General features: G+C 58.3%; 19 protein-coding genes. 13 read left to right on the top strand and 6 right to left on the bottom strand.

The genetic code is table 11. The features are described from left to right. Positions 1-303: 303 nt before the first annotated feature. The 5 genes from HMPREF3104_RS08495 to HMPREF3104_RS08475 all read left to right on the top strand — a co-directional run bounded on the left by HMPREF3104_RS08495 (position 304) and on the right by HMPREF3104_RS08475 (position 6464). Positions 304-2064 carry an ATP-binding cassette domain-containing protein gene (locus tag HMPREF3104_RS08495; protein WP_141738183.1) on the top strand — a complete coding sequence of 587 codons (1761 nt, stop codon included), beginning with the start codon at positions 304-306 and terminating at the stop codon, positions 2062-2064. Beyond that, on the top strand, positions 2061-3851 hold the full coding sequence (locus HMPREF3104_RS08490) for an ATP-binding cassette domain-containing protein (RefSeq protein WP_083279029.1): 1791 nt from the start codon (positions 2061-2063) through the stop codon (positions 3849-3851). The genes HMPREF3104_RS08495 and HMPREF3104_RS08490 overlap by 4 nt, the downstream gene beginning before the upstream one ends. A gap of 293 nt (positions 3852-4144) precedes the next feature. Continuing rightward, positions 4145-5242, top strand: coding sequence for a tRNA 2-thiouridine(34) synthase MnmA (mnmA, locus tag HMPREF3104_RS08485; RefSeq protein ID WP_070495645.1), 1098 nt, complete (start codon positions 4145-4147; stop codon positions 5240-5242). After that, entirely contained in the window at positions 5239-6093 is an 855-nt protein-coding gene (locus HMPREF3104_RS08480; protein ID WP_070495173.1) for a uroporphyrinogen decarboxylase/cobalamine-independent methonine synthase family protein, read from the top strand. Before mnmA ends, HMPREF3104_RS08480 begins: the two co-directional genes overlap by 4 nt. After that, entirely contained in the window at positions 6090-6464 is a 375-nt protein-coding gene (locus tag HMPREF3104_RS08475) for a hypothetical protein (RefSeq protein ID WP_070495172.1), read from the top strand. Before HMPREF3104_RS08480 ends, HMPREF3104_RS08475 begins: the two co-directional genes overlap by 4 nt. A 19-nt stretch (positions 6465-6483) precedes the next feature. Here the strand turns inward: HMPREF3104_RS08475 and HMPREF3104_RS08470 are convergent, their stop codons facing one another. Then, complete coding sequence (locus tag HMPREF3104_RS08470) at positions 6484-7158, bottom strand: 3'-5' exonuclease (RefSeq protein ID WP_070495171.1); 675 nt, start codon at positions 7156-7158, stop codon at positions 6484-6486. A gap of 10 nt (positions 7159-7168) precedes the next feature. Further along, positions 7169-7801: a Fic family protein gene (locus HMPREF3104_RS12105; RefSeq protein WP_083279028.1), complete on the bottom strand. Its 633-nt coding sequence runs from the start codon at positions 7799-7801 to the stop codon at positions 7169-7171. 272 nt (positions 7802-8073) lie between these two features. On the opposite strand from HMPREF3104_RS12105, the gene HMPREF3104_RS08465 reads away from it, so the two are divergent. Together HMPREF3104_RS08465 and ligA are read left to right on the top strand one after the other, a co-directional pair. Next, positions 8074-8814 carry a cyclase family protein gene (locus HMPREF3104_RS08465; protein ID WP_070495170.1) on the top strand — a complete coding sequence of 247 codons (741 nt, stop codon included), beginning with the start codon at positions 8074-8076 and terminating at the stop codon, positions 8812-8814. Between the two features lie 45 nt (positions 8815-8859). Further along, positions 8860-10884 (top strand): NAD-dependent DNA ligase LigA, encoded by a 2025-nt coding sequence (gene ligA, locus HMPREF3104_RS08460; protein WP_070495169.1) that lies wholly within the window; start codon positions 8860-8862, stop codon positions 10882-10884. 14 nt (positions 10885-10898) lie between these two features. On the opposite strand, the gene HMPREF3104_RS08455 is transcribed toward ligA, so the two are convergent. Continuing rightward, positions 10899-11564: an ACT domain-containing protein gene (locus HMPREF3104_RS08455; RefSeq protein ID WP_052204610.1), complete on the bottom strand. Its 666-nt coding sequence runs from the start codon at positions 11562-11564 to the stop codon at positions 10899-10901. 116 nt (positions 11565-11680) lie between these two features. Between HMPREF3104_RS08455 and gatC the strand changes: the two genes are divergently transcribed. From gatC to HMPREF3104_RS08435, 4 genes are read left to right on the top strand one after another with little or no spacing between them, the layout of a single operon-like run. Continuing rightward, the gene (gene gatC / locus HMPREF3104_RS08450; RefSeq protein ID WP_052204608.1) at positions 11681-11980 is read left to right on the top strand and encodes an Asp-tRNA(Asn)/Glu-tRNA(Gln) amidotransferase subunit GatC; all 300 of its coding nucleotides are present in this window, start codon (positions 11681-11683) and stop codon (positions 11978-11980) included. Between the two features lie 5 nt (positions 11981-11985). Next, positions 11986-13467, top strand: coding sequence for an Asp-tRNA(Asn)/Glu-tRNA(Gln) amidotransferase subunit GatA (gene gatA, locus HMPREF3104_RS08445; RefSeq protein ID WP_070495168.1), 1482 nt, complete (start codon positions 11986-11988; stop codon positions 13465-13467). 22 nt (positions 13468-13489) lie between these two features. Further along, the gene (locus tag HMPREF3104_RS08440) at positions 13490-14767 is read left to right on the top strand and encodes an MFS transporter (protein ID WP_246816398.1); all 1278 of its coding nucleotides are present in this window, start codon (positions 13490-13492) and stop codon (positions 14765-14767) included. Positions 14768-14777: 10 nt separating this feature from the next. Then, positions 14778-15809, top strand: coding sequence for a 6-phosphofructokinase (locus tag HMPREF3104_RS08435; protein WP_052206375.1), 1032 nt, complete (start codon positions 14778-14780; stop codon positions 15807-15809). A 22-nt stretch (positions 15810-15831) separates the two neighbouring features. On the opposite strand, the gene nadC is transcribed toward HMPREF3104_RS08435, so the two are convergent. Beyond that, complete coding sequence (gene nadC / locus HMPREF3104_RS08430; protein WP_070495167.1) at positions 15832-16686, bottom strand: carboxylating nicotinate-nucleotide diphosphorylase; 855 nt, start codon at positions 16684-16686, stop codon at positions 15832-15834. A gap of 7 nt (positions 16687-16693) precedes the next feature. Next, positions 16694-17647 (bottom strand): quinolinate synthase NadA, encoded by a 954-nt coding sequence (gene nadA / locus HMPREF3104_RS08425; protein ID WP_070495166.1) that lies wholly within the window; start codon positions 17645-17647, stop codon positions 16694-16696. A 64-nt stretch (positions 17648-17711) separates the two neighbouring features. On the opposite strand from nadA, the gene HMPREF3104_RS08420 reads away from it, so the two are divergent. Together HMPREF3104_RS08420 and gatB are read left to right on the top strand one after the other, a co-directional pair. Continuing rightward, positions 17712-18659: a GNAT family N-acetyltransferase gene (locus HMPREF3104_RS08420; RefSeq protein WP_070495165.1), complete on the top strand. Its 948-nt coding sequence runs from the start codon at positions 17712-17714 to the stop codon at positions 18657-18659. Between the two features lie 36 nt (positions 18660-18695). Continuing rightward, positions 18696-20198 carry an Asp-tRNA(Asn)/Glu-tRNA(Gln) amidotransferase subunit GatB gene (gene gatB, locus HMPREF3104_RS08415; RefSeq protein WP_070495164.1) on the top strand — a complete coding sequence of 501 codons (1503 nt, stop codon included), beginning with the start codon at positions 18696-18698 and terminating at the stop codon, positions 20196-20198. Positions 20199-20319: 121 nt separating this feature from the next. Here the strand turns inward: gatB and HMPREF3104_RS08410 are convergent, their stop codons facing one another. Further along, complete coding sequence (locus tag HMPREF3104_RS08410; protein WP_052204597.1) at positions 20320-21723, bottom strand: YkvI family membrane protein; 1404 nt, start codon at positions 21721-21723, stop codon at positions 20320-20322. Positions 21724-21944 lie beyond the last annotated feature (221 nt).

The raw sequence follows: 21944 nt of genomic DNA, 5'->3' as shown, positions 1-21944 counted from the left end.
GGAACTGTGGGGACTCGATCAAGAACTTGATACTAGGGAATTTCCAGCTTGCGACCAACATACTTCGGACCTTAATCCCCGGAAAGTAACCCAAGTTCCAGCGCGAGGTCCAAAACCAACGATAAGGTACAAGACAAGTAACTCCTCACTCGATAGAAAGGCGGGCCCATGGAAATGCATACTCAATTCACTCTTGGAGTAGTTGCATACGTCCGTTTCGGGCAAGATTGCGACTATGACCGCCTTTCTGTACATACTTCGACGGGGTACTGACCTGTCGCATTAACTTTGTAGGGGAGGAAATTGGAAGAACTGGAGTTCTTCCAATTTGTTCGAATGATAAAAACTGCTTACCCTAATACGTTGCAGTTATCTTGGGCTTCAGCCCCAAAGCTGCTTTGCGCTTCAATAATCTGTACTTTTGCATCTGCGTTGCTTCAACTGGCACTAATGCTTGAAGTATCACAATCCGTAAGTAGGCTTTCGCAACCCGAAACTCTGAATTTGATTGCATTTGCTCCTTTGATTGCGCTGTTACTTGGCGTTCCTGTAGTAAGTGCAGTCAATGATCTATTGATTTACCGATTGCAATACGCAGTTCAACTCGTTCTCCAGCCGGCTGCACTTTGCAGCGATTTCAATAATGGAAGGTCAAGTCTTAGCGAACAGACTCGAACATGGGTCGGGCAAGAAGGAATCTCACTTCAGTTCTATGTAATTCAAAAGCGGTTAAGTGGTCTTGCTTCATTCTTGGTATTGGCGCAATGGAACTTCATTCTCGCGGCCTTGGTGACGGCTGCAGCTTGGTATTCGGGACACAGGACTTTCGCATTTGCAGTTAAGCAGCAACAGCAATTGTCGAGCGTCGCTGATGAATCTTCAATCCGGAGCCAATTCTATTGGAGGGCATTGACATCTCCCGAGTTTGCAGAAGAAACCCGCCTTTTTGGGCTGAATAAGCTGTTGACGAGACGCTTCGAGAATTATTCTCGAAAACGACTCGAGACTGCACGCTCGGATACCAAGAGGGGCATTATGCAAAGCGCGATCGCTAATCTGCCGCTCGTCGGCGCAATGTGCCTATTTTTTGTCTGGGCGCTGAGAGCTAACAACCTAGACTATCCAGGATTTCTCAGTGCAGCAGTCGTGGCACTACCAGGTCTTTCCGGAGTCGGCAATCAAGGTTCCATCCAAATTAGAGCACATGAATTTGACGAAATGGTTTCGCAAGCAGTGAAGCAGCCCAAAGAATTGACAACAAATTTCAGCGCGGCGCCCCATATTCCAAACGATCGGCTTATCGAATTTCGAAACGTCGGATTTGACTATAAAAACAAGTCGGTGTTCAAAGGACTTACGCTAGCCATTAGATCTGGGGAAAAAGTAGCAATAGTCGGACCTAATGGGGCCGGAAAATCCACACTCGCAAGACTGATTACTGGGCAAGAGGAAGCACAACAGGGGCTAATTACGCTTGACGGTTTACCCCCCGGCGTCAAGCTTGATGGAACCGGATTGGGTTACGTAGCACAAGATTTTATGAAGTATCCTGGTGATCCAAATGAAGGCATTGAACTGGGGCGCGATCTTTCACCGGCTAATGTTCAATCCTTGTCAGATCAGTTAGGCATCTCTCAGATACTGAACGCAATCAAGTCTCCTGGAGCATACTCCGAGGGACAGTGGCAGAAATTAGCAATTGCGCGCGCGCTTCTTACAGAAAGCGCCCAGTGGGGCCGCTTGATTCTACTGGATGAGCCCACGTCCGCACTAGATATCCATGCGGAGCAAGCTCTTTATGATCTCGTGATTCGAAATGCAGAACCCAATGACACCGTCATCGTTATAACGCACCGACTGCAGTCTGTCGTTGAGGTAGACCGGATTATTGTAATTGATAACGGAAAAATTGTTCAACAGGGTAACCATAAAGAGCTAATGGCTGACACAAAGGGACTTTATGCCCAAATGTTCACAACCCAGCAGCGTCTTTATACTGTTGGATCAAATAGCTCGGAAAAGACTTCATATACTGGAGATTCCCGAAGGGGAGGGACTCGATGAGTTCCAAGAAAAATCCTCGAGCTGGAAGGAATGAAGTCAACAAGGCTCATCGGTCGCTGATCGGCATGTTTTTGAGCAACTTATCAATCCGTACGATGGTCGTTTTTGCGATCTACACCATATTGACTGTGGGAACAGCACTTTTCCCTCTCGCGGTCAACGTAGCGCTGTCAGGAAGCATCTTCTCATTGTCGCTACCAAACTGGAGCGGAATTGTTTATTTTCTCTGCGTTACGTCGCTTCTGTACGTAATCGGCCCAATTGCAGGAAATGCCCAAATTGAGTTTGCATTTCAGATTGGTGCCGCGACCGACAGACGCATTGCCGAGGTAATCGGCAGCCAGAAGTACCTAGATGGCATGGAATCAAAAAACATGGTGAGTGACCTTGAAGTGTTTCGTTCAAGGCAATCGGTACTCGGGGAGGCGCTAGCACGTGGATATTTTGCACTCGTCACATTGTTAATCCCGTTTATTGTCGTCTTTTCGACAGCCTATACAAATTCCTTACTTATCCTTCTCATACCAGCAAGTGTGCCGGTCATTTGGGCTGGCATTTATTCAGAAAAACTTCAAGAGGAAGCTGAAACTGAATCGGCACCCGTCCAAGTAGAGCTAGCTGACATGGCGAATCTTGCGAACAATGGCTCTACGCCAACCGAACTACGAGTTTACGGCGCGATCAATTGGTTCTTTGAGAACTACAGGAACATAGTGGCACGCTGGGCAGCGCCAAGTCTGAAGGCAAATAGCTTTGTCGTTCTGTTTACTGAGTTGGCGCGAATCACTTATTTTTTGACTGTAGCATTTGTGCTGTGGCGTAGTATTGCTAACCACGATCCTGAAGGGGCCTTGCTGGCTATATTGGCTAGTTTCCAGCTTTTTACTGTTCTATCCGGCGTTAGATTTGCGTATTCAGATATTTCACGCGCGCGCAGACAGTACTCTCGATTTCAACGAATAATTAAAGGGCTTACCTGCGAAACACTGGACATTCGAAGCATTTTGCCGAAGACTGAAAACGCGCTCGTCGAGCTTAAGAATGTTTGTTATGAATATCCCGGCGCAACCTCTAGCGCCCTAAACAACGTTTCAATCTCGGTGCCAAAGCGGTCACTGATAACCATTATCGGATCCAATGGATCTGGGAAGTCAACGCTTGCCCAAATTCTAAGGGGAGTTCGAAAGCCCCAAGAAGGCACAATCGCATGGGCGTCATCACATACTGAGCAATTCATCGCTGGAGTCCCGCAGCACCCCAGCCGATGGGAGCTCAAGGCGATAGAATGCTGCACGTTGCCTCAAATAGGCGAGAATGGACCCTTTACGAACCAAGATGCCGCCTTGCTTGCTAGCGGGGCAGCTGAGGTGATATCTAAGCTACCCGAGGGAGCTTCCACAAAGCTAGGCGAAAGTTGGCTAAATTCTCAGCACCAACTGTCAGGTGGGCAATGGCAACGACTAGGAAACTCTCGAGGGCTACTCGGCGCAAATCAGGCCTGTTTGACAATTGTCGATGAGCCTACGTCGGCGTTAGATCCATTCGCAGAGGCTCGCCTGATCGAAGAAGCCAAGAGCATTGTCACCAATTCGGAATGCGATGGTTCTGTTGTGATGATCACCCACCGAATATCATCAGCACTTAATTCGGATTATGTAATTCTAATGGAGGATGGCAGAAAACTGGCCGAGGGGAATCCCGCCCTACTCCGTAAAGAATCCGATGCATTTATTGCTTTGCTAGCAACCTCGGCTTTAGCTGATTCAGATCCAGCCACCAAACCATAGGTGTTGCGACCGGCTATTTGGTAGCAGTGTCGTGACTAGCTGGTAGCAGCTCACAACGCTCGGGGTGAAGTGGTCTGGTAGCCGCACTACTCGGGTGTGGCGTGTGACTGGAAGGAGTGCGTGTGACGGATTGCCGTGCGGTGATGTCGCTGCTTTTAAAAGCATTCTGACCGTCAGATTGAAGATGAAGTGTGCCTCGCTGTCTCATCCTGCCGCCTAAAAGGGACCCTTGAGGACTGTTTTTAACGAAGAGTTTTGGGGCACACATGCATTTCGCACTACACTGCGCTGACATGCGAGTGTTGGCAGCGATGAGCGGGGGAGTCGACTCCTCAGTGGCCGCCGCGCGCCTTGTTGAGGCTGGTCACGACGTTGTCGGCGTACACCTGGCGTTGAGCAAAGATGCGCAGCAAACGCGCGAGTCTGCCCGCGGGTGCTGCTCCTTGGAGGATTCGACCGACGCACGTCGGGTGTGCGACAAGCTTGGCATCCCGTTTTATGTGTGGGATTTCTCCGACCGGTTTAAAGAAGAGGTCATTGACAACTTCGTCTGGTCCTACGAACACGGCGAAACCCCCAATCCGTGTCTGCGCTGCAACGAGAAGATCAAGTTTGCTGCCTTGCTTGACCGAGCGGTCACGCTTGGTTTCGACGCGATTGCAACCGGCCACTACGCCATTATTGATAAGGACGGAAACCTACGGCGCTCTGCTGATCCGTTAAAGGATCAGTCCTACGTGCTTGGTGTGCTGACACGCGACGAGTTGGATCGCTGCATCTTCCCAGTGGGCGACACCGAGAAGCCACAGATCCGTGAAGAGGCAGCGCGGCATGGGTTCTCTACTGCGTCGAAGCCGGATTCCTACGACATCTGCTTCATTCCGGACGGCAACACGCAGGCCTTTTTGGGCCGCTCTATCGGCATGCGTCCCGGCCTGATCAAGGACACGCACGGCAATGAGCTCAAAGAACATGACGGCGCGTTTCAGTACACGATCGGCCAGCGCAAGGGTCTGAACATCCGCGTGCCCGCGGCGGACGGCAAACCCCGCTACGTCACCGACGTCGATGCAGCCACAGGAACCGTCACCGTTGGCCCCCGCGAAGCGCTGAAGGTGCACGAGATCACCGCGGACCGACTCAAGGTTTTGCACCCGGCGATGTCAGAGGCTGCCGCAAGCGGCGAGGAACTTGCTGCTCACGTGCAGATCCGCGCCCACGGCGGGGTAGTGCCGTGCACAGCACGTATCAGCGGCGACCGCATGACGCTTTCTCTCCACCAACCGCTGGAGGGAGTGGCCCGGGGACAAGCGGCAGTGCTCTACCTTCCTGATCCAGATGGCCTAGGCGATGTTGTCTTAGGCTCCGGCACTATCTGCGCAACGGCATGACACTTTCACCTACTGCATTTGGTCTCGGACCTCTGCCCGGTACTGACCTCGTACAGGCAGCGGACGTGGTGCTGTCTGAGTCGCCGCTGCCACACCTTCCGCAGCTTCCGGACCGCGGGGTCGGCTCCGACCTGATCGGACGCACCGCAGCGCTTCTAGAGATCCCAGTTGCCCCGGGTCCGCGTGGGTGGCGCGTGGCAGCACGCAAGCGTGGGCTTGCGGACCAAATGGATCGCGACTTGGACCTGTTGGAAGAGCTCTGGCATGGCAAGGTGGACGTGGTCAAGGTGCAGGTGGTGGGGCCGTTGACGTTGGCGTCGTTAGTAGAAATGCCCAATGGGCACCGGATGATCACTGACCCGGGTGCGTTTCGGGACCTGACTGAGGCGCTGCTGCATGCGTGCGAGGAGCACCGCGCGGATGTAGGTCGGCGCTTTGGTGCGACGGTGCTGCAACTCGACGAGCCGCAGCTGCCAGCGGTAATGGCGGGAAGCCTCAAAGGCACCACAGATTTTGACACCATCCGTGCGATCCCAGAGCCAGAGGAGATCCTCCAACGCTTCGGCGAGCACCTGCTCAACACACCGGCGCTGGTGGGCGTGCCGTGGATTACTGTCGATCCACGACGTGCAGAAAAGGATGCGTTGGCTCGGCTGCTTGATGGCGGCACGCGCATCGCCATCCCAACCATGCAGCCGCGCGAGCTGTTCAACTTGTTTGATGAACTACAGATTGACCCCGCGGAGACCCGGATTGACGTGTATGCGTCTCCGGCAGAAACGCTGGTAGGGAGCGCGAAGAACTACTTCGCCGCGCGCGAAATGCACGAAGCACTTACAGTTGAATTATGAATGAACGACTTCACTGGGAAAAGAAATCCGTGAACTGGGCCCTTGCCGTGGGCTTGGCGGTGCTGTTTTTCATCGTCCTCGCAATAGTCATGGAGCGTCTGTGGGCAGGTGTTGCAGTTGCCGTGATTATTGCCGTGGTGTTCGCGTTAATGCCGGATAAGCGCTGGGCGAATTTTGACGGCCAGACGCTGCGCTTTGGCCAGAAGAAGCTCGGCATCGAGCTGCCGCGCGAAACCATTGCGAGCGTTAGCGCCAATGACGCTGGTGACTTGGTCGTGCAAACCACGGCAGGGGAGCACCACACCCTGAAATCGGGTGGGGACGCAGACGGGCTACGCGCGTTCGCGCAAAAGGTGCAGGCAGCGCTGTAATAGGCCTAGCCCAGCAGGACTAGCCCAACATCGGCCAACCGGACAACACGTCTGAGGCGTCGCGGCCGTTGGATTCGAAATACCTGCGGCGTTCCTCCTGCATTTTGTAGTACTCCACAGCTTGGTACTCCATCAGCTCGCCGGTATCCATCTGCGCGAGCTCTGGGAAGTGCTTGCGCACCTGCATCCACGCAACGCGCGCGGCGGCAGTTGCATCAGCGGTTGCCTCATGCGCGTTATCAATGCGCACACCGTAGTGGTCACACATAGCCGTCAGGTTGCGCTTGCCCTTGCGGTAGCGATCCTTGGCGCGGTCAATCACCAGCGGGTCATAGACCGGGCCGGTCACGGTGAAATCGCCCGTGAGCTGGCGCAGCACTGTCAGATCGTAGGGGGCGTTGAACACCACCAGCACCAGGCCGTCATCCCAGCCTTTTTTGATCGCCTCGACCGTTTCGTGCAGCACCTCATCGTGGTCGCGGCCCTCCGCACGCGCCTTTTCCGTGGTGATGCCGTGGACCTTCGCGGCCTCCTCGGGGATCTCTATGCCGGGGTCGGCGAGGGTTTCGTTGGAGGTGACCTCAGCACCGTCGATACGCACGAGCGCAGACGTGACAATCCTGGCCTCACGCGGGTTAGCGGAGGTGGTCTCCAGGTCAAAGGAGAGCATGCGGGAGGCGTCGAAGTTAGCCATGCACGCCATTCTAACGGTCGCCGGCACACGCCCGGGACGGAATGAAATCACACAGCGGTTGTGGATCTCGATTGAGATCAAAAGTGCGTAAAAGCTGGATATACGTCCGCTTATCAATGCTCCAGTCATACTCCAACGTATGTGGAAGGCTTTGTCCAGCGGCGAATACTAGGTCAGCCAACAGTCGAGTGACACGTCCGTTGCCGTCTACAAAAGGATGAATTCGAACGAACTCGGCATGGGTGCATATTCCGAGATCGTGTGGAGAAGTAACTGATGCTTCTTCCCAGCGATAATTCAGATTCCCGCAGGCCATAAAGATTTCGCTCGAGATGTGACTGGGTTCAACTCCAATGTTCAAGACAGTTTTACGGAATTTACCTGCCCATTTCCAAATGCCCTCAAACAACATGGTGTGAAGTTCTATTAGAAACGAAGGCGTCAAGAGATCAGGAACTGTTAGTTTTTCATGATCAATCTCGGATAGGAGTCTTTCCCTAGCTTCGCTGTAAAGTGCGGTTTCTAGGTCATAAATCGCTGACTTTGTGAAGCTTTCACCCAGGTTACGAAGCACTTCAGGGTTGAGAGATTCCAGTTCATCCCCTTCGAGAGGCGTTTCTCCATACCCAGGTGTTAAACCCATGAACGATCACTTCGGAGGCGTTGGAGTACTTGCTCAGTTATGGCCGAACGAACATAGTTTTTGGGGACATTTCGTCCTTCGAGAGCCATCGATGCTTTGGCAGCCCGCATTGAAGTCGCTAGCTCTAGAGGACGTTCGTTTTGCTGATGAGTAGCTGGCACTTTGGCTCCTTTCCAGAATTCTTTCAAATATTCTAGACACCTCTCGAAACCCGCAGGGATACTGAATACAATCCTTGCCCCCAGCGCACGTGATGTTTGATAGTCACATTCATGACACAACTTACTGATTGGCAAAAGCAGGTTCTCGGCGCGAAGCGCGTTGACCTTACCCACCAGATCCACCCGGAGATCCCGCACTTTCCGGCATTTCAGCCCATGTCTGAGCGCACGGTGACCACGATTGCAAAGGACCGTTTCTTTGCTAAGGAGTACACCTTTGCCACCCCGTATGGCACCCACATTGATGCGCCTGGGCACTTTGCGGAGGGCAAGAGGCTTGTGGACGCTATCGGTGCCGACGAACTCATCCTGCCCCTGTTTGTGCTGCACCTGGAAGACAAGGTCGAGCAGAACCCGGATCACGGTGTGACGGTGGAAGACATCAAGGCTTTCGAGGCCGAGCACGGCGAGATCCCCGAGGGCAGTTTCGTGGCGTTTGCCAGTAACTGGCATAAGCGCTGGGAGGACCCGGCGGCGTTTGTCAACCACGATGACAGCGGCGTGCAGCACACCCCAGGCTGGACGCTGGATGCGCTGAAGTTCTTGGTTGAAGAGCGCAAGGTGGCTGCCATCGGGCATGAGACGCTGGATACGGATCCGGGCGTGGTGGCTGCTGAAACGGGCTTCCTCTACGGCGAGCTCTACATTCTGGAGCAGGACATTTACCAGGTAGAGGTCATGGCCAACCTGGACCAGGTCCCGGCGACGGGTGCGGTGATTGTGGTGGGCCCGGCGAACTTCCGCGGCGCGCCTTCCATTAGCTCGCGCGTGTTCGCACTGTTCGAAAACTGATCTGCGAACACTGATCTGTGCAATCACTCACTAGACTGGCTGCCCATGAGCGAACTTCAAGATTTGCAGCGCGAATGGGACCAGCTAGCGGGGGAGGTCCGCCACCACCGGGACCTGTACTACAACGGCCAGCCGGTGATTTCGGACGGTGAGTTTGATGAGCTGTTTCGTCGCCTGCAGGCGCTTGAAGAGGAGCACCCGGAGCTAGCCGTACCGGATTCCCCGACCAAGGAAGTCGGCGCTCCAGTGAATGACGGTGCGTTTACGGACGTCACCCACCCAGAGCGCATGATGAGCCTGGACAACGTTTTCTCTGAAGAGGAGATGCGTGATTGGCTGGCCAAGACTCCTGGCCCGTACCTCACTGAGCTGAAGATCGACGGGTTGTCCATTGACCTGGTGTATGAAAACGGTGAGCTCACCCGTGCTGCCACGCGTGGCGACGGTGTGACGGGCGAAGACATCACCGCCAACGCACGAGTGATCGAGGACATCCCGCACACGCTTAAAGGTGACGCCCCGGCTTTCCTTGAGGTGCGCGGCGAGGTGTTTATCCGTCCCGAGGACTTCCCGGAGCTCAATGAGCTGCGCCAGAAGGAAGGCGGCAAGCCGTTTGCCAACCCGCGCAACACGGCAGCAGGTGGCTTGCGTCAGAAGAACCCGGAGGATGTGAAGAAGCGCAAGCTTCGCATGATCTGCCACGGTATCGGCGCGCGCGAGGGCTTCAACCCGCAAACGCAGCACGAGGCCTACCTGAAGCTTGCGGAGTGGGGGCTGCCGGTCAGCGAGTACACGCGCCAGGCGGAAACCGCCGAGGACGTAATCAAGGCGGTCAAGTACTGGGGCGAGCACCGCAATGACGCGATCCATGAGATGGATGGCCTTGTAGTCAAGGTGGATTCCGTGGCCGAGCAGCGTGCGCTGGGTGCTACCTCGCGCGCGCCGCGTTGGGCGATTGCGTACAAGTACCCGCCGCAGGAAGTGACCACGAAGCTGCTGGACATCGAGGTCTCTGTGGGCCGCACTGGGCGCGCAACCCCGTTTGCAGTGCTAGAGCCGGTGTTTGTCTCTGGCTCCACGGTCTCCATGGCCACCCTGCACAACCAGCACGAGGTCAAGCGCAAGGGTGTGTTGATCGGGGACACGGTGGTGGTGCGCAAGGCCGGCGAGATCATCCCGGAGGTCTTGGGCCCCGTTGCTGATCTTCGCGACGGCACCGAGCGCGAGTTCGTCTACCCGGAGAATTGCCCGTCGTGTGGCACGAAGCTGGCCCCTGCGAAGGAGGGGGACGCCGACTGGCGCTGCCCCAACACCCGCTCCTGTCCGGCGCAGCTGGCGACGCGGCTGGAGTACATCGCATCCCGCGGCGTCTTTGACATTGAGGCACTGGGGGAGAAGGGCGCTCAGGACTTGATCGCGTCCGGTGTGCTTGAAGATGAGGCGAAGCTGTTCGACCTCACCGAGGAAGACCTGAAGAAGTCCAGCGCGTACACGCGTAAAGACGGCGCAGTCAACGCTGCTGGCAAGAAGCTGTTGGCCAACCTTGAGACCGCGCGTCACGCGGATCTGTGGCGGGTGATCACCGCGCTGTCTATCCGCCACGTCGGTCCCACCGCGGCCCGCGCCCTTGCCACGCGCTACCACTCGTTGCAGGCGCTTATGGACGCCCCCGTGGAGGACCTTGCCGAGACTGACGGTGTTGGCGAGGTGATTGCAGCGTCGTTTAAGGAATGGTTCACGGTTGATTGGCACCAGGCGATCGTGGATGCCTGGGCAGCCGCCGGGGTGACCATGGAGTCGGACGAGGAAGAGCGCGCCCCGCAGACGCTGGAGGGCCTGACCATCGTTGCCACCGGCACGCTGGAGGGCTTTACTCGCGACGAGATTAAGGAAGCGATCCTGTCACGCGGCGGCAAGGCAGCAGGTTCGGTATCGAAGAAAACTGACTACGTGGTGGTTGGTGAAAACGCCGGCTCCAAGGCCGCAAAGGCCGAGGAGCTGGGGCGGCCGATTCTCACCGAGGCGCAGTTTGTGCAACTGCTTGAGGGCGGCCCAGACGCGCTTGCATAAGGCGCGCGGTACTTCTAGCGCAGCATCGCGCCGACGATGCGGCCCAGATCGCCGATCTCACGGACCTCAGATGCCAGGTAGTCAGGCCCGCCAACACGCCCGATGACCAGCACCATGTCGGTGCCGTTGAGCGGAGTAATAGTCAGCGCGGTACCGAGTTGGAACCACGGCTCTGGCGCCCATTCGTCGTAGTCGGGTTGGAGGACCCGTGCTGCGTCGATAAGCGGCATGCTCGGGTGGGAACCATCATCCTCCGGTGCGGCCGGGGAGGCGGCGACCCGGGCAAGCCCATCGGGGGTATCACGCAGCACGACCGCCCAGGAGGAGGTAACCGCACCCGGCATGACATTGACCAGCTCATCCAACGTGTCGTTGACGCGGCTGGAACAATCCGCAATCTTTGCAAGCATCTCAATCTGTCCGCGGCGGTCCACACGACCCGTAAACGGGCGGATGGAATCCACCTCCGCACCCTCAACCGAGGCTACGGCGGTAATCAGCGTGTCTACCATGACGCCAGTGGGAAGTGTCACCACGATGTCATCGGTTACGGTGCCATCTAGCGAGGTTTCCACAATGTCCACGGAGTTAATGTCAGCGTCCACAATGCCAAACGCTTCGGCCAGCTGACCAAGGCTGCCGGGGACGTTCGGAAGGGTTACGCGGATGAGATAGGACATGAACTCCTTTATAGCAACCGGGGCTGGCCGGTAGTTGTGCCGGTGGTTGTGTAGGCGTGACGTAAGATGATCCCCGTTAAACGCAACCCACGTGACGTGGAAGGGATATAACGACTGTGGCTGAGATTTCCCGCGACGAGGTCGCGCGCATTGCGCGCCTTGCTCGAATCGCGCTGAATGATGAGGAACTCGACGATATTGCGAAGCAGCTAGACACGATTGTGGATGCTGTTTCGAAGGTCCAGGGCGTGGACACCGAGGGGGTTACCCCGATGAGCCACCCGCACTCCATCGACGCGGGCATGCGCGCAGACGTGGAGAAGAAGACGCTGACCCAGGCGCAAGCGCTGGACCAGGCTCCGGCCGTGGAAGACGAACGCTTCGTTGTGCCGCAGATTCTCGGAGAGGGAGATTAAGAACTATGACCCAGTACACGATTCCTGCCGAGGGCCTGATTTCGAAGCCGGCACACGAGCTGGCTGCCATGATCCAAGCTGGCGAGGTGACTTCGCGTGAGGTCACCGAGGCGTTTTTGGACCGTATCGCCGAGGTTGACGGTGAGATCGGTGCATTCCTGCACGTTGGTGTGGAGGAAGCGCTTGCTGTGGCCGACAAGGTGGATGAGCAGGTGAAGAGCGGCGAGGAGCCGGCTTCTGCGCTTGCTGGTGTGCCGCTGGCGCTTAAAGACCTGCTGGTGACTACGGATGCGCCGACGACTGCGGCATCCAAAATGCTTGAGGGCTACATGAGCCCGTACGACGCAACTGTGGTGACCAAGCTGCGCGAGGCTGGTATCCCGATCCTGGGCAAGACCAACCTAGATGAGTTCGCCATGGGTTCCTCTACGGAGAACTCTGCCTACAAGCCGACGAAGAACCCACACGACTTGGAGCGCGTGCCGGGTGGTTCCGGTGGCGGTACCGCTGCTGCGCTGGCCGCCGGTGAGGCACCGCTGGGCATTGGTACGGACACCGGCGGCTCGATCCGCCAGCCGGCATCTTTGACCGGCACGGTGGGCGTGAAGCCAACCTACGGTGGCGTGTCGCGCTACGGCGTCATCGCCTGTGCCTCCTCGCTGGATCAGGTCGGCCCGTGTGCCAATAACGTGCTTGATACGGCACTGTTGCACGAGATCATTGCAGGCCACGACGAGTTCGACGCAACCAGCGTGGACCGCGAGGTACCCAAGTGTGCAGATGCGGCGCGTGAGGGCGCATCCGGCGACCTTACGGGCGTGAAGATTGGCCGCGTGAAGCAGTTCAACCGCCCGGGCACGCAGGCTGGCGTGGCTGAGCTGATCGATGAAGCCTTTGCGCAGTTTGAGCGCCAGGGCGCGGAGATCGTTGAGGTTGACTGCCCGAGCTTCGATGACGTGATGGGTGCCTACTACATCATCCAGATGTCTGAGGTCAGCTCGAACCTGGCTCGTTTCGACGGTATGCGTTACGGCCTGCGCGTCGGCGATGACGGCACCCGTTCCGCTGAGGAGGTCATGGCGGCCTCTCGTGGCGCAGGTTTCGGCCCTGAGGTCAAGCGCCGCGTAATCCTGGGCACCTACGCGCTGTCTGTTGGTTACTACGACGCGTACTACCTGCAGGCACAACGCGTGCGCACGATGATCGCGCAGGACTTGAAGCGTGCCTTCGAGCAGGTTGACGTCATCGCTGGCCCAGCTGTGCCGTCCACGGCGTTCAAGCTGGGGGAGAAGGTGGATGATCCGTTGGCGATGTACAACTTTGACCTGTTCACCCTGCCGCTGAACTTGGCTGGCCTGCCGGGCATGTCCGTGCCGGCTGGTAAGGCGTCAGACACCGGCCTTCCGGTTGGTCTGCAGCTGATCGCCCCGGCGTTTGAGGACGCGCGCCTCTACCGCGTGGGTGCCGCTTTTGAAGCCGGCCGTTAATCCTTGGAATACCCTCGCAGCCTTGGCTGCGGGGTATTTTCTTGTCCTGATTGATCAGGGCTTCATGCCCGTGATCACGCCGCTTTTGCCTTTCGACGTGAAAAGCGCCGTCTGGCTGACCTCCATCTACCTGCTGTGCACGGTGGCACCGATGCCCGCCACGGGCCGTCTTGGAGACGTCTACGGGCAGCGCCGCATGTTCCTTGCCGGCTTGTGCGTCTACGTCCTGGGTTTGGGATTGGCGGGTGCCTCGTGGTCTTTTGGCTCTTTGGTGGCAGCGCGTGCGTTGCAGGGCTTTGGCGCGGCGGTGTTCCTGCCGCAAGCGTTCGGGCTGATCCCGCGGGTGTTTGCCGATGACAAGCAAGGCCGAGCGTTTGCTGCCTGGGGCGTGATTGGCTCAGTGGCCTCCATGCTGGGACCCGTGGCTGGCGGTGCTGTTGCGGAAAGCTACGGCTGGCGCGCGGCGTTTTACGCCCAAGCGGGGCTGGGGGTTGCGGCACTGGTGGCTGGCTTGATTGCCTTGCCAGCGCTGCCGCGCGGGCAGCAGCAGGTGACGCTTCTGCCCGTGCTGCTATCGTTCGGCGGCCTTGGGTGTTTGGTCTACGGCATCCAGTTCGGCCAGTGGCCTTCGATCCTTCTCGGCTTGCTGCTGGTGATGTCGCTCGTGCTTTCTGCACGCAACGGCACCGACGGTGGGTTCCTGCCAATCGGGCTTCTCAGCGGTAGGGCCTTTGCGCTGGGCACGATAGGTGTGGCCATGATGGGCTTTTCGGTGGCATCCATGTTCATCCCCCTGATGTATTGGCTGCAAACGGTTGCGGGCGCAATGCCAACCACGGCAGGGCTTGTCACCGTGCCCATGTCCTTATTCGCACTCGCCTTGACCCCGGTTGCCGGCTACCTCACGGACCGTATGGACCCAGGCAAGCTGTGCGTTGCGGGCTTTAGTGTGTGCGCGGCGGGCCTTGCGTTGGCCGTTGCACTGATTAACGCCGGGGCGCCCGTTGCATGGTTTGCCGCGGTGACCTCGCTTCTGGGTATCGGCGGGGCATTCGTGTGGGCGCCGAACGCAGCGCTGACCATGCGGGGTATTGACGGCGCGCACACCGGCGCGGCCTCGGGGCTCTACAACACGGCGCGCCAGGTAGGCAGCGTGGTGGGTGTCGCGCTGGTTGGAGCAGTGCTGGCGTCGGGGGAGATCGACGCGACTGCTGCAAAAGCGCTGGTGCTGCCGTTGGGGGCGATGGTGGTGGGGGCGGTGGCGTCGCTAAGCATGAAGCCCCATGGGGTGGCGCGCTAGGCTGGGAACCATGCGACTTGCCACTTTGACTTCAGGCGGCGACTGCCCGGGACTGAATGCTGTAATTCGAGGAATCGTGCGAACGGCCAGCGCGGAGTACGGCTCCACCGTGGTCGGCTACCTCGACGGCTGGGTAGGCCTGATGGAGGACCGCAGGGTGGACCTCTACGACGACGCCTACATTGACTCCATCCTCCTACGCGGCGGCACCATCTTGGGCACCGGCCGCCTGCACCCCGACAAGTTCAAGGCAGGCATTGACCAGATCAAGGCCAATCTTGCAGACGCTGAGGTGGACGCCCTTATCGCCATCGGCGGCGAAGGCACGCTCAAAGGTGCAAAGTGGTTGGCAGACAACGGCATCCCGGTAGTCGGTGTGCCGAAGACCATTGACAATGACGTGGCCGCGACGGACTACACCTTCGGCTTTGACACCGCGGTGTCTGTGGCAACAGACGCGATTGACCGCCTGCACACCACCGCGGAATCGCACAACCGCATCCTGATCGTGGAGGTTATGGGCCGCCACGTCGGCTGGATCGCCCTGCACGCGGGCATGGCTGGTGGCGCGCACTACACCGTGATCCCGGAAGAACCCTTCGACATTGAAGAGATCTGCAAAGCCATGGAGCGCCGCTTCCAGATGGGGGAGAAGTACGGCATCATCGTGGTCGCCGAGGGCGCTGTGCCCAAGGAAGGGACGATGGACGCAGGTCTGGGCGAGGAAGATGAGTTTGGCCACAAGACCTTCAACGGCATGGGCCAGATTATTGGGGACGAAATTAAGCGCCGCCTCGGCTACGACGTACGCACCACCGTGCTCGGCCACATCCAGCGCGGCGGCACGCCCACTGCCTACGACCGTGTGCTTGCCACCCGCTACGGCGTGCACGCAGCGCGCGCAGCACACGAGGGCAACTTTGACACCTGTGTGGCACTCCATGGCGAGAACATCGACCTGGTGCCGCTGGAGTCTGCCGTGGCGCACTTGAAGCAGGTGCCGGAAGCGCGCTACAAGACGGCGCGCAGCATGTTCGGCTAAATTTGTTCGGCTAGATTTTCATCTAGCCTTCCTCGGCATCCAGGCCTATGTCGAGGATGCGCACCGAGTGCGTTAGCGCGCCGACGGCGAGAAAGTCCACGCCGGTTTCGGCGTACGCGCGCGCCACGTCAAGGCTTAAGCCTCCGGAGGATTCCAGCCGCGTGTTCGGCGAGAGCCGGTTGCGCAGCTCCACGGCTTGACGTGTGGTGTCCACGCTGAAGTTGTCCAGCATGACCAAGTCAGGGTGCAGAGCGAGGACTTCTTCAAGCTGGGCGAGGGTGTCTACTTCTACCTCGCGGGGCAGGTCCGGAAATGCTTCCGCCGTACGACGGTAAGCTTGCGCCACGCTGCCAACACCTGCCACGTGGTTGTCTTTAATCAGGGCGCTATCGCCCAGGCTCATGCGGTGGTTTACGCCACCGCCGCAGCGCACGGCGTATTTGGCAAAGTCGCGGTAGCCGGGAAGCGTCTTGCGTGAGTCGCGCACTTTGGCGCCAGTGCCGGCCAGCGCATCAGTCCACTGCTGCGTTTGCGTGGCAATGCCGCTGGCGTAGGTCAGCAGATTCAGCATGGTGCGCTCCGCCGAGAGGATCGGGCGGGCAGGACCGCTCACGGTTGCGAGCTTTGTTCCGGGGGCAACCTTGTCGCCGTCGTTCGCGTGCATGGTGACGCGGATTTCCGGGCTGATCTCTTGCATGATCCAGGCGATCACGTCTAGACCCGCCACTACGCCCGGTTGGCGTGGGACGACGTGGGTGGTCAGTACTGCGTCCGCGTCGATGGTGGCTTCCGTCGTAGCGTCGGGGCCGTGTGCGAAATCCTCCTCTAAGCCGATGCGGATTAGGCGTAGCGTTGCTTCTTTATCTAGAGGTTGCATCTGCGTTCTACTCCCCACTACCCGGGTTACCAATGGCAATCATGCGCTCCAGCGACTGTCGAGCCTTCGCCGCCACATCCTCCGGCACCGTGACCTCATCGCGCATCTCCCGCAGCGAAGAGACCAACTTCTCCGGGGTAATCATCTTCATGTACGTGCATGACGCCTTGGGGTTGACCGGCTGGAAATCAACCGCAGGCGAAGCTTGCTGCAACTGGTGCAACATGCCTACCTCAGTAGCCACCAGCACCGTGCCCTCAGTATCCCGACCAGCCTGCTCAAGCATGCCGCCAGTAGAGAGCATGTGCACACGCTGCGGATCAATCACGCCCTCGCCCGCCAGGTAGATTGCGGAGTTGGCGCAGCCGCACTCCGGGTGGATGTACAGCGGCGCATCCGGGTGTGCGGCCGCCTGGTCCGCCAGGTCCTTGCCGTTGATACCGGCGTGGACGTGGCACTCACCAGCCCAAATGCGGATGTTCTCACGCCCAGTCTCACGCTTGACGTGGGCGCCTAGGAACTGGTCGGGGCAGAAGAGGATCTCCTGATCCGGGTCGATGGAGTTGACCACATCAACCGCATTGGAAGAGGTGCAGCAGATATCAGTTAGCGCCTTGACCTCTGCGGTGGTGTTGACGTAGCTGACTACCAGCGCGTCCGGATGCTGCGCCTTCCATTCACGCAGCTGATCGGCAGTAATGGAGTCCGCCAGCGAGCAGCCAGCATCCGCATCTGGGATGAGCACGGTCTTGTCGGGGCTTAAGATCTTCGCACTTTCCGCCATGAAGTGCACACCGCAAAAGACGATCACATCCGCATCGGTTTTCGCCGCGATGCGGGACAGCGCAAGCGAGTCGCCTGTAAAGTCGGCGATGTCTTGAATCTCCGGGATTTGGTAGTTGTGCGCCAAAATCACGGCGTTTTTCTCTTGCTTCAGTTTTCGCACTTCATCAGTCCACATGCGTCTAACCTAGCCCGTTTCAGCTCGGGTTTTGGTCAGTTTGACACTAACGGAAGACACACACATGACGTTGCTCGAACAAATGGCTGAGCGCTACGAGGCATGGATGCCGAGCAGGTTGCGCCAGTGGTACGGCCCAGAAGAGCGGCTTCTACTAGCCACGCAAGAAATGCGCCCCCAAGCTGACCACGTAGCCAACACGGAATTTGGCGCAGGTTTTAGAGACCACCTCCGCACCCTCGGCGGTCCCGATGTGTCAGACCCGTTGGCGTGGGCAAACCGGCACATCGAGTTCAACGACGGCAACTGGTGTGTAGCCGGTATCCGGTTTCTTGGACTGGATCCGCAAAAGCCGTTTGTAAGCGTTGTAGCCACCTCGTTGCCTCCGCAGTACGACGCTTTGGTGCCGTATGCGAAAAAGCTCCACCGGGAGTTCGCCGAGTTTGTGCCGCTTGCCATCCGCTTCGAACTGCCGGACCCGCCCGCAGATGTTGACGTGGACCAGTGGATTATCGCGGGTCTTGTCTCGCAGCTTTGTAAGCGGCCGTTGCGGCCACAGTGCGAGCGCGTGCGGCTGGTACCTGCAGAACCGGCCGAGATAGTTACCTATGCCGATGAGGTGCTTGCCCGCGTGATTAAGCAAACGCCCGAAGTTGCCACGTGGACTGAAGCGGCAACGCTTGAGCAGCTGACAAGCTGCGCGGAGACAGGCGCGCTGTGCACCATTGAGATTGACGGGCAGCACGCGGGCATCATTGCCGCCGCGCGTGATGATGCGAACGGCATGCGCGGTTTCCAGGTCTACGAAATCCTGCTTGATAATCATGCCCGGGGCCGTGGTTTCGGCTCTGCTGCGATGCAACTGTTGTGCCGCGTATTGCCAGCCGAGGCAGGGGATACGTTGTGGGGGACGGTGCATGGGGGCAATGTGGCGTCGATAAGCAATGGGCTCTCAGTGGGCCGTGAAAAGACCGCAGCTTTTGTTTGGATCGAGCGACGCGGCGAGCTGTAGCGCGGGCGTGTGGGGTGGGGCAGTAGACTGACCGGCATGACTGCGTATGACCTGATGGATTACGACGAGGTACTGGAAAAGTACGACCCGGTTATGGGTCTTGAGGTGCACGTCGAGCTTGCCACTGAGACGAAGATGTTTTCCACCGCCTCCGCACACTTTGGTGCGGCGCCGAACACGAACATTGACCCGGTTTCGCTGGGTCTTCCTGGCGCACTGCCGGTGGTGAACGCGAAGGGCGTGGAGTGGGCCATCAAGATCGGCTTGGCGCTGAACTGCAAGATTGCAGAGTCTTCCCGGTTTGCGCGGAAGAACTACTTCTACCCGGACCAGCCGAAGAACTACCAGATTTCCCAGTATGACGAGCCGATTGCGTACGACGGTTACCTGGACGTCATGCTGGAGGACGGCACGGAGTGGCGCGTTGAGATCGAGCGCGCGCACATGGAGGAAGACACCGGCAAGCTGACCCACCTGGGTTCTGCGTCCGGCCGTATTACGGGCGCGACGGCGTCGCTTGTGGACTGCAACCGTGCCGGCATCCCGCTCATTGAGATTGTGACCAAGCCGATCATCGGCGCTGGCGAGCGCGCCCCCGAGGTTGCCAAGGCCTACGTTGGCGCCCTGCGCGAGCTGGTGAAGGCACTTGGTGTCTCCGATGCTCGTATGGACCAGGGCAGCATGCGTTGCGACGCTAACGTCTCCCTTCGCCCCATCGGCCAGGAGAAGTTTGGCACCCGTACCGAAACGAAGAACATCAACTCCCTGAAATCGGTCGAGCAGGCCGTACGCTTTGAGATGCAGCGCCAAGCCGCCGCGCTGGAAAACGGCGAGGAGATCGTCCAGGAGACCCGCCACTACCAGGAGAAGGACGGCTCCACCTCCAAGGGGCGTCCGAAGGAAGAGGCGTCGGACTACCGCTACTTCAACGATCCTGACCTGCCGCCGGTGATTGCAAAGCCGGAGTGGGTTGAGGAAATCCGCGCAACCCTGCCGGAGCTTCCGTGGGTGCGCCGCGCCCGTATTCAGGAGGAGTGGCAGCTGCCGGAGAAGGAATTCCGCGACCTGGTCAACGCTGGTGCATTGGATCTGATCGTGGACACCGTTGAGGCCGGCACCACTCCGGACGAGGCCCGTTCCTGGTGGGTCTCCTACATCAACGGCAAGGCCAATGAGGCGGGCAAGGACCTGGACGCGCTTGGTGTCAACCCGGCTGATGTTGCGCGTGTGGTGGAGCTGGTCAAGGAAGGCAAGCTGACCACCAAGCTGGGCCGCCAGGCCATCGACGGTGTCATTGCTGGCGAGGGCAGCGTCGACGAGGTTGTCGCCGCCCGTGGCCTTGAGGTCGTGCGTGACGACGGCGCAATCGAGAAAGCCGTCGACGAAGCCCTGGCCGCCAACCCGGACATCGTGGAGAAGTACCGCGCAGGCAATAAGAAGGTCACCGGTGCCATCGTTGGCGCCGTGATGAAGGCAACGCAGGGCAAGGCCGACCCAGGCCAGGTCAACCAGCTGATTGCCAAGAAGCTCGCCGAGTAAGCGGGGGAGAACTCCCGCTTGGTAGTGCTCCCGCTGAGGAGACGAAAACCCCTACCAGTGCGTTACCCGTTGGGTGCGCGGTTGGTAGGGGTTTTGCGTTTGGGCGTTGACAAGCGAAGTGCTACTTCGTTTCAGGCTTTACGGCCGGGAACTCACCAGTTTTGTACATTTCCTCGTACGCCTCCCAGTGAATCTCATCGCCCTTGGCCTCAGGCGCGCCCTCATAATCTTCGTGCTCCGGGTCGAGCGCAGGCGTATCCGCAATATCGAATTCACTGGAGCTATCCGCGTGCAAGTCAGCCGCAACTTCCTCCTGCACGGACTGCCACAGATCCTGCGTGTCCACGTGAGAATCCGCAGCCAGCTCATCAACCTCAGCGCGCTCGGCACGAGTTAGATCCTCCATTGCCGGGTCGAGCTGAGTCTCAGCCAGCTCTGCAAGACGTTCGCGACGCTCCGTCTCATCCTGGATATTCTTGCGGTCACGGAACCACGCGACACCCATAGCCACGCCAAGCACCAGGCCAAGGTAACCAAGCACCGGGTACACCCAGCCAACAAGATCGGCGAAGCCAATGAAGGACAGCGCGAAACCAACCATCACCGCCAAGAAGTAGTACAGGCGGAAACGCTTCGGGTTGCTGTGGCTAGTGCGGCGACCAATGGCGTAGAACATGCCAACAGCAGTGTTGTAAATCATCAGGTAGATCACGATGGAGACGAACACGCCAATAGACGGGTGCATGTTGTCAAAGACCATCAGCAGCGGCATATCTGCGCCCATGACGTTTTCCATGTTGGCAAACAGGATGAACGTGAGCATGAGCAGCAGTACCGCGAACATGATGCCGCCGAGCAGGCCGCCCTTGCCCGCCTGGGCCGGGTTCATGTGGGAGCCGGCGAAGACGAGCATCATGGAGGCGTCCATAATCATGACCAGCGTGGCGTAGTTCAGTGCGGTAATAAACCAGTTACCAAACGTGCCCGAAGCCTGCGTGTTGGTCATTGCAAGCTCATTGATGTGCGCGAAATCAGACGGCATGTTTGCCAACGTGATTGCAAACGCGCCAAGCAAGCAGATGATCAAAAGCGGGGTAATGAACGAGAACACATCCGTGAGCTTGTCAATATCCAGCAAACCCGACAGCAGGAGCAGCACCACCATGATGGCCGAGCCAATCCACGTGTCCAGACCGAACTGCTGCTGCAAGTTAGCGCCCGCGCCGGCGACCATGACAAAGCCAATGCAGAACAGCGTAAAAATAGTGGTGACGTCCATGTACCTGGCCACCCACGGACGCGACACGCTCTTGAACACCGCGCTGTGGTCATCAGCCATGTAGTAGGAGCCAAGCTGGTAGACCCAGCCACTGAAGATGGCGATGGCGGCGCCCGCAATGGCCGCACCTACGATGCCCCAATAACCGAACGAGAGAAAGTATTGAATGACTTCTTGGCCTGACGCGAAGCCGGCGCCGACCGTCAGGCCAACAAGCGCTAGCGCTACTTTTAAGGTTTTGGGCATGAAGTTGTGTTTCCTTCCAAAAGTGGTTCTGTCACAAACGGGCCCGATGGTAACACTTTGATATTAAGATGCCCCCAGATGGAACATGCAGCGTACAAAGCTGGAGGGCGTTGGAGGGTGGTTCCCGGGTGGATTTTTGTAAGCGACCCCGGGGTCATTTGCAAAAACCCAGGTGGCGGTTTTCACTTCCGTAACAAACGGCCTTGGTTGCAATGAGGCTG

This window comes from Corynebacterium sp. HMSC30G07 (assembly GCF_001806945.1).
Taxonomy (GTDB): Bacteria; Actinomycetota; Actinomycetes; order Mycobacteriales; family Mycobacteriaceae; genus Corynebacterium; species Corynebacterium riegelii.
Note: the sequence above shows the minus strand (reverse complement) of the source record. Positions and strands in the feature narration are given on the sequence as shown.

What these genes read in the sequence shown, in the direction of transcription:
- nadA (WP_070495166.1), bottom strand. Translation starts at nt 17,647, where the DNA reads ATGTGGACTGATGAAGTGCGAAAACTGAAGCAAGAGAAAAACGCCGTG.
- HMPREF3104_RS08465 (WP_070495170.1), top strand. Translation starts at nt 8,074, where the DNA reads ATGACACAACTTACTGATTGGCAAAAGCAGGTTCTCGGCGCGAAGCGC.
- HMPREF3104_RS08475 (WP_070495172.1), top strand. Translation starts at nt 6,090, where the DNA reads ATGAATGAACGACTTCACTGGGAAAAGAAATCCGTGAACTGGGCCCTT.
- HMPREF3104_RS08410 (WP_052204597.1), bottom strand. Translation starts at nt 21,723, where the DNA reads ATGCCCAAAACCTTAAAAGTAGCGCTAGCGCTTGTTGGCCTGACGGTC.
- HMPREF3104_RS08435 (WP_052206375.1), top strand. Translation starts at nt 14,778, where the DNA reads ATGCGACTTGCCACTTTGACTTCAGGCGGCGACTGCCCGGGACTGAAT.
- HMPREF3104_RS08480 (WP_070495173.1), top strand. Translation starts at nt 5,239, where the DNA reads ATGACACTTTCACCTACTGCATTTGGTCTCGGACCTCTGCCCGGTACT.
- gatA (WP_070495168.1), top strand. Translation starts at nt 11,986, where the DNA reads ATGACCCAGTACACGATTCCTGCCGAGGGCCTGATTTCGAAGCCGGCA.
- gatB (WP_070495164.1), top strand. Translation starts at nt 18,696, where the DNA reads ATGACTGCGTATGACCTGATGGATTACGACGAGGTACTGGAAAAGTAC.
- HMPREF3104_RS08420 (WP_070495165.1), top strand. Translation starts at nt 17,712, where the DNA reads ATGACGTTGCTCGAACAAATGGCTGAGCGCTACGAGGCATGGATGCCG.
- HMPREF3104_RS12105 (WP_083279028.1), bottom strand. Translation starts at nt 7,801, where the DNA reads ATGGGTTTAACACCTGGGTATGGAGAAACGCCTCTCGAAGGGGATGAA.
- nadC (WP_070495167.1), bottom strand. Translation starts at nt 16,686, where the DNA reads ATGCAACCTCTAGATAAAGAAGCAACGCTACGCCTAATCCGCATCGGC.
- HMPREF3104_RS08490 (WP_083279029.1), top strand. Translation starts at nt 2,061, where the DNA reads ATGAGTTCCAAGAAAAATCCTCGAGCTGGAAGGAATGAAGTCAACAAG.
- HMPREF3104_RS08455 (WP_052204610.1), bottom strand. Translation starts at nt 11,564, where the DNA reads ATGTCCTATCTCATCCGCGTAACCCTTCCGAACGTCCCCGGCAGCCTT.
- ligA (WP_070495169.1), top strand. Translation starts at nt 8,860, where the DNA reads ATGAGCGAACTTCAAGATTTGCAGCGCGAATGGGACCAGCTAGCGGGG.
- HMPREF3104_RS08470 (WP_070495171.1), bottom strand. Translation starts at nt 7,158, where the DNA reads ATGGCTAACTTCGACGCCTCCCGCATGCTCTCCTTTGACCTGGAGACC.
- mnmA (WP_070495645.1), top strand. Translation starts at nt 4,145, where the DNA reads ATGCGAGTGTTGGCAGCGATGAGCGGGGGAGTCGACTCCTCAGTGGCC.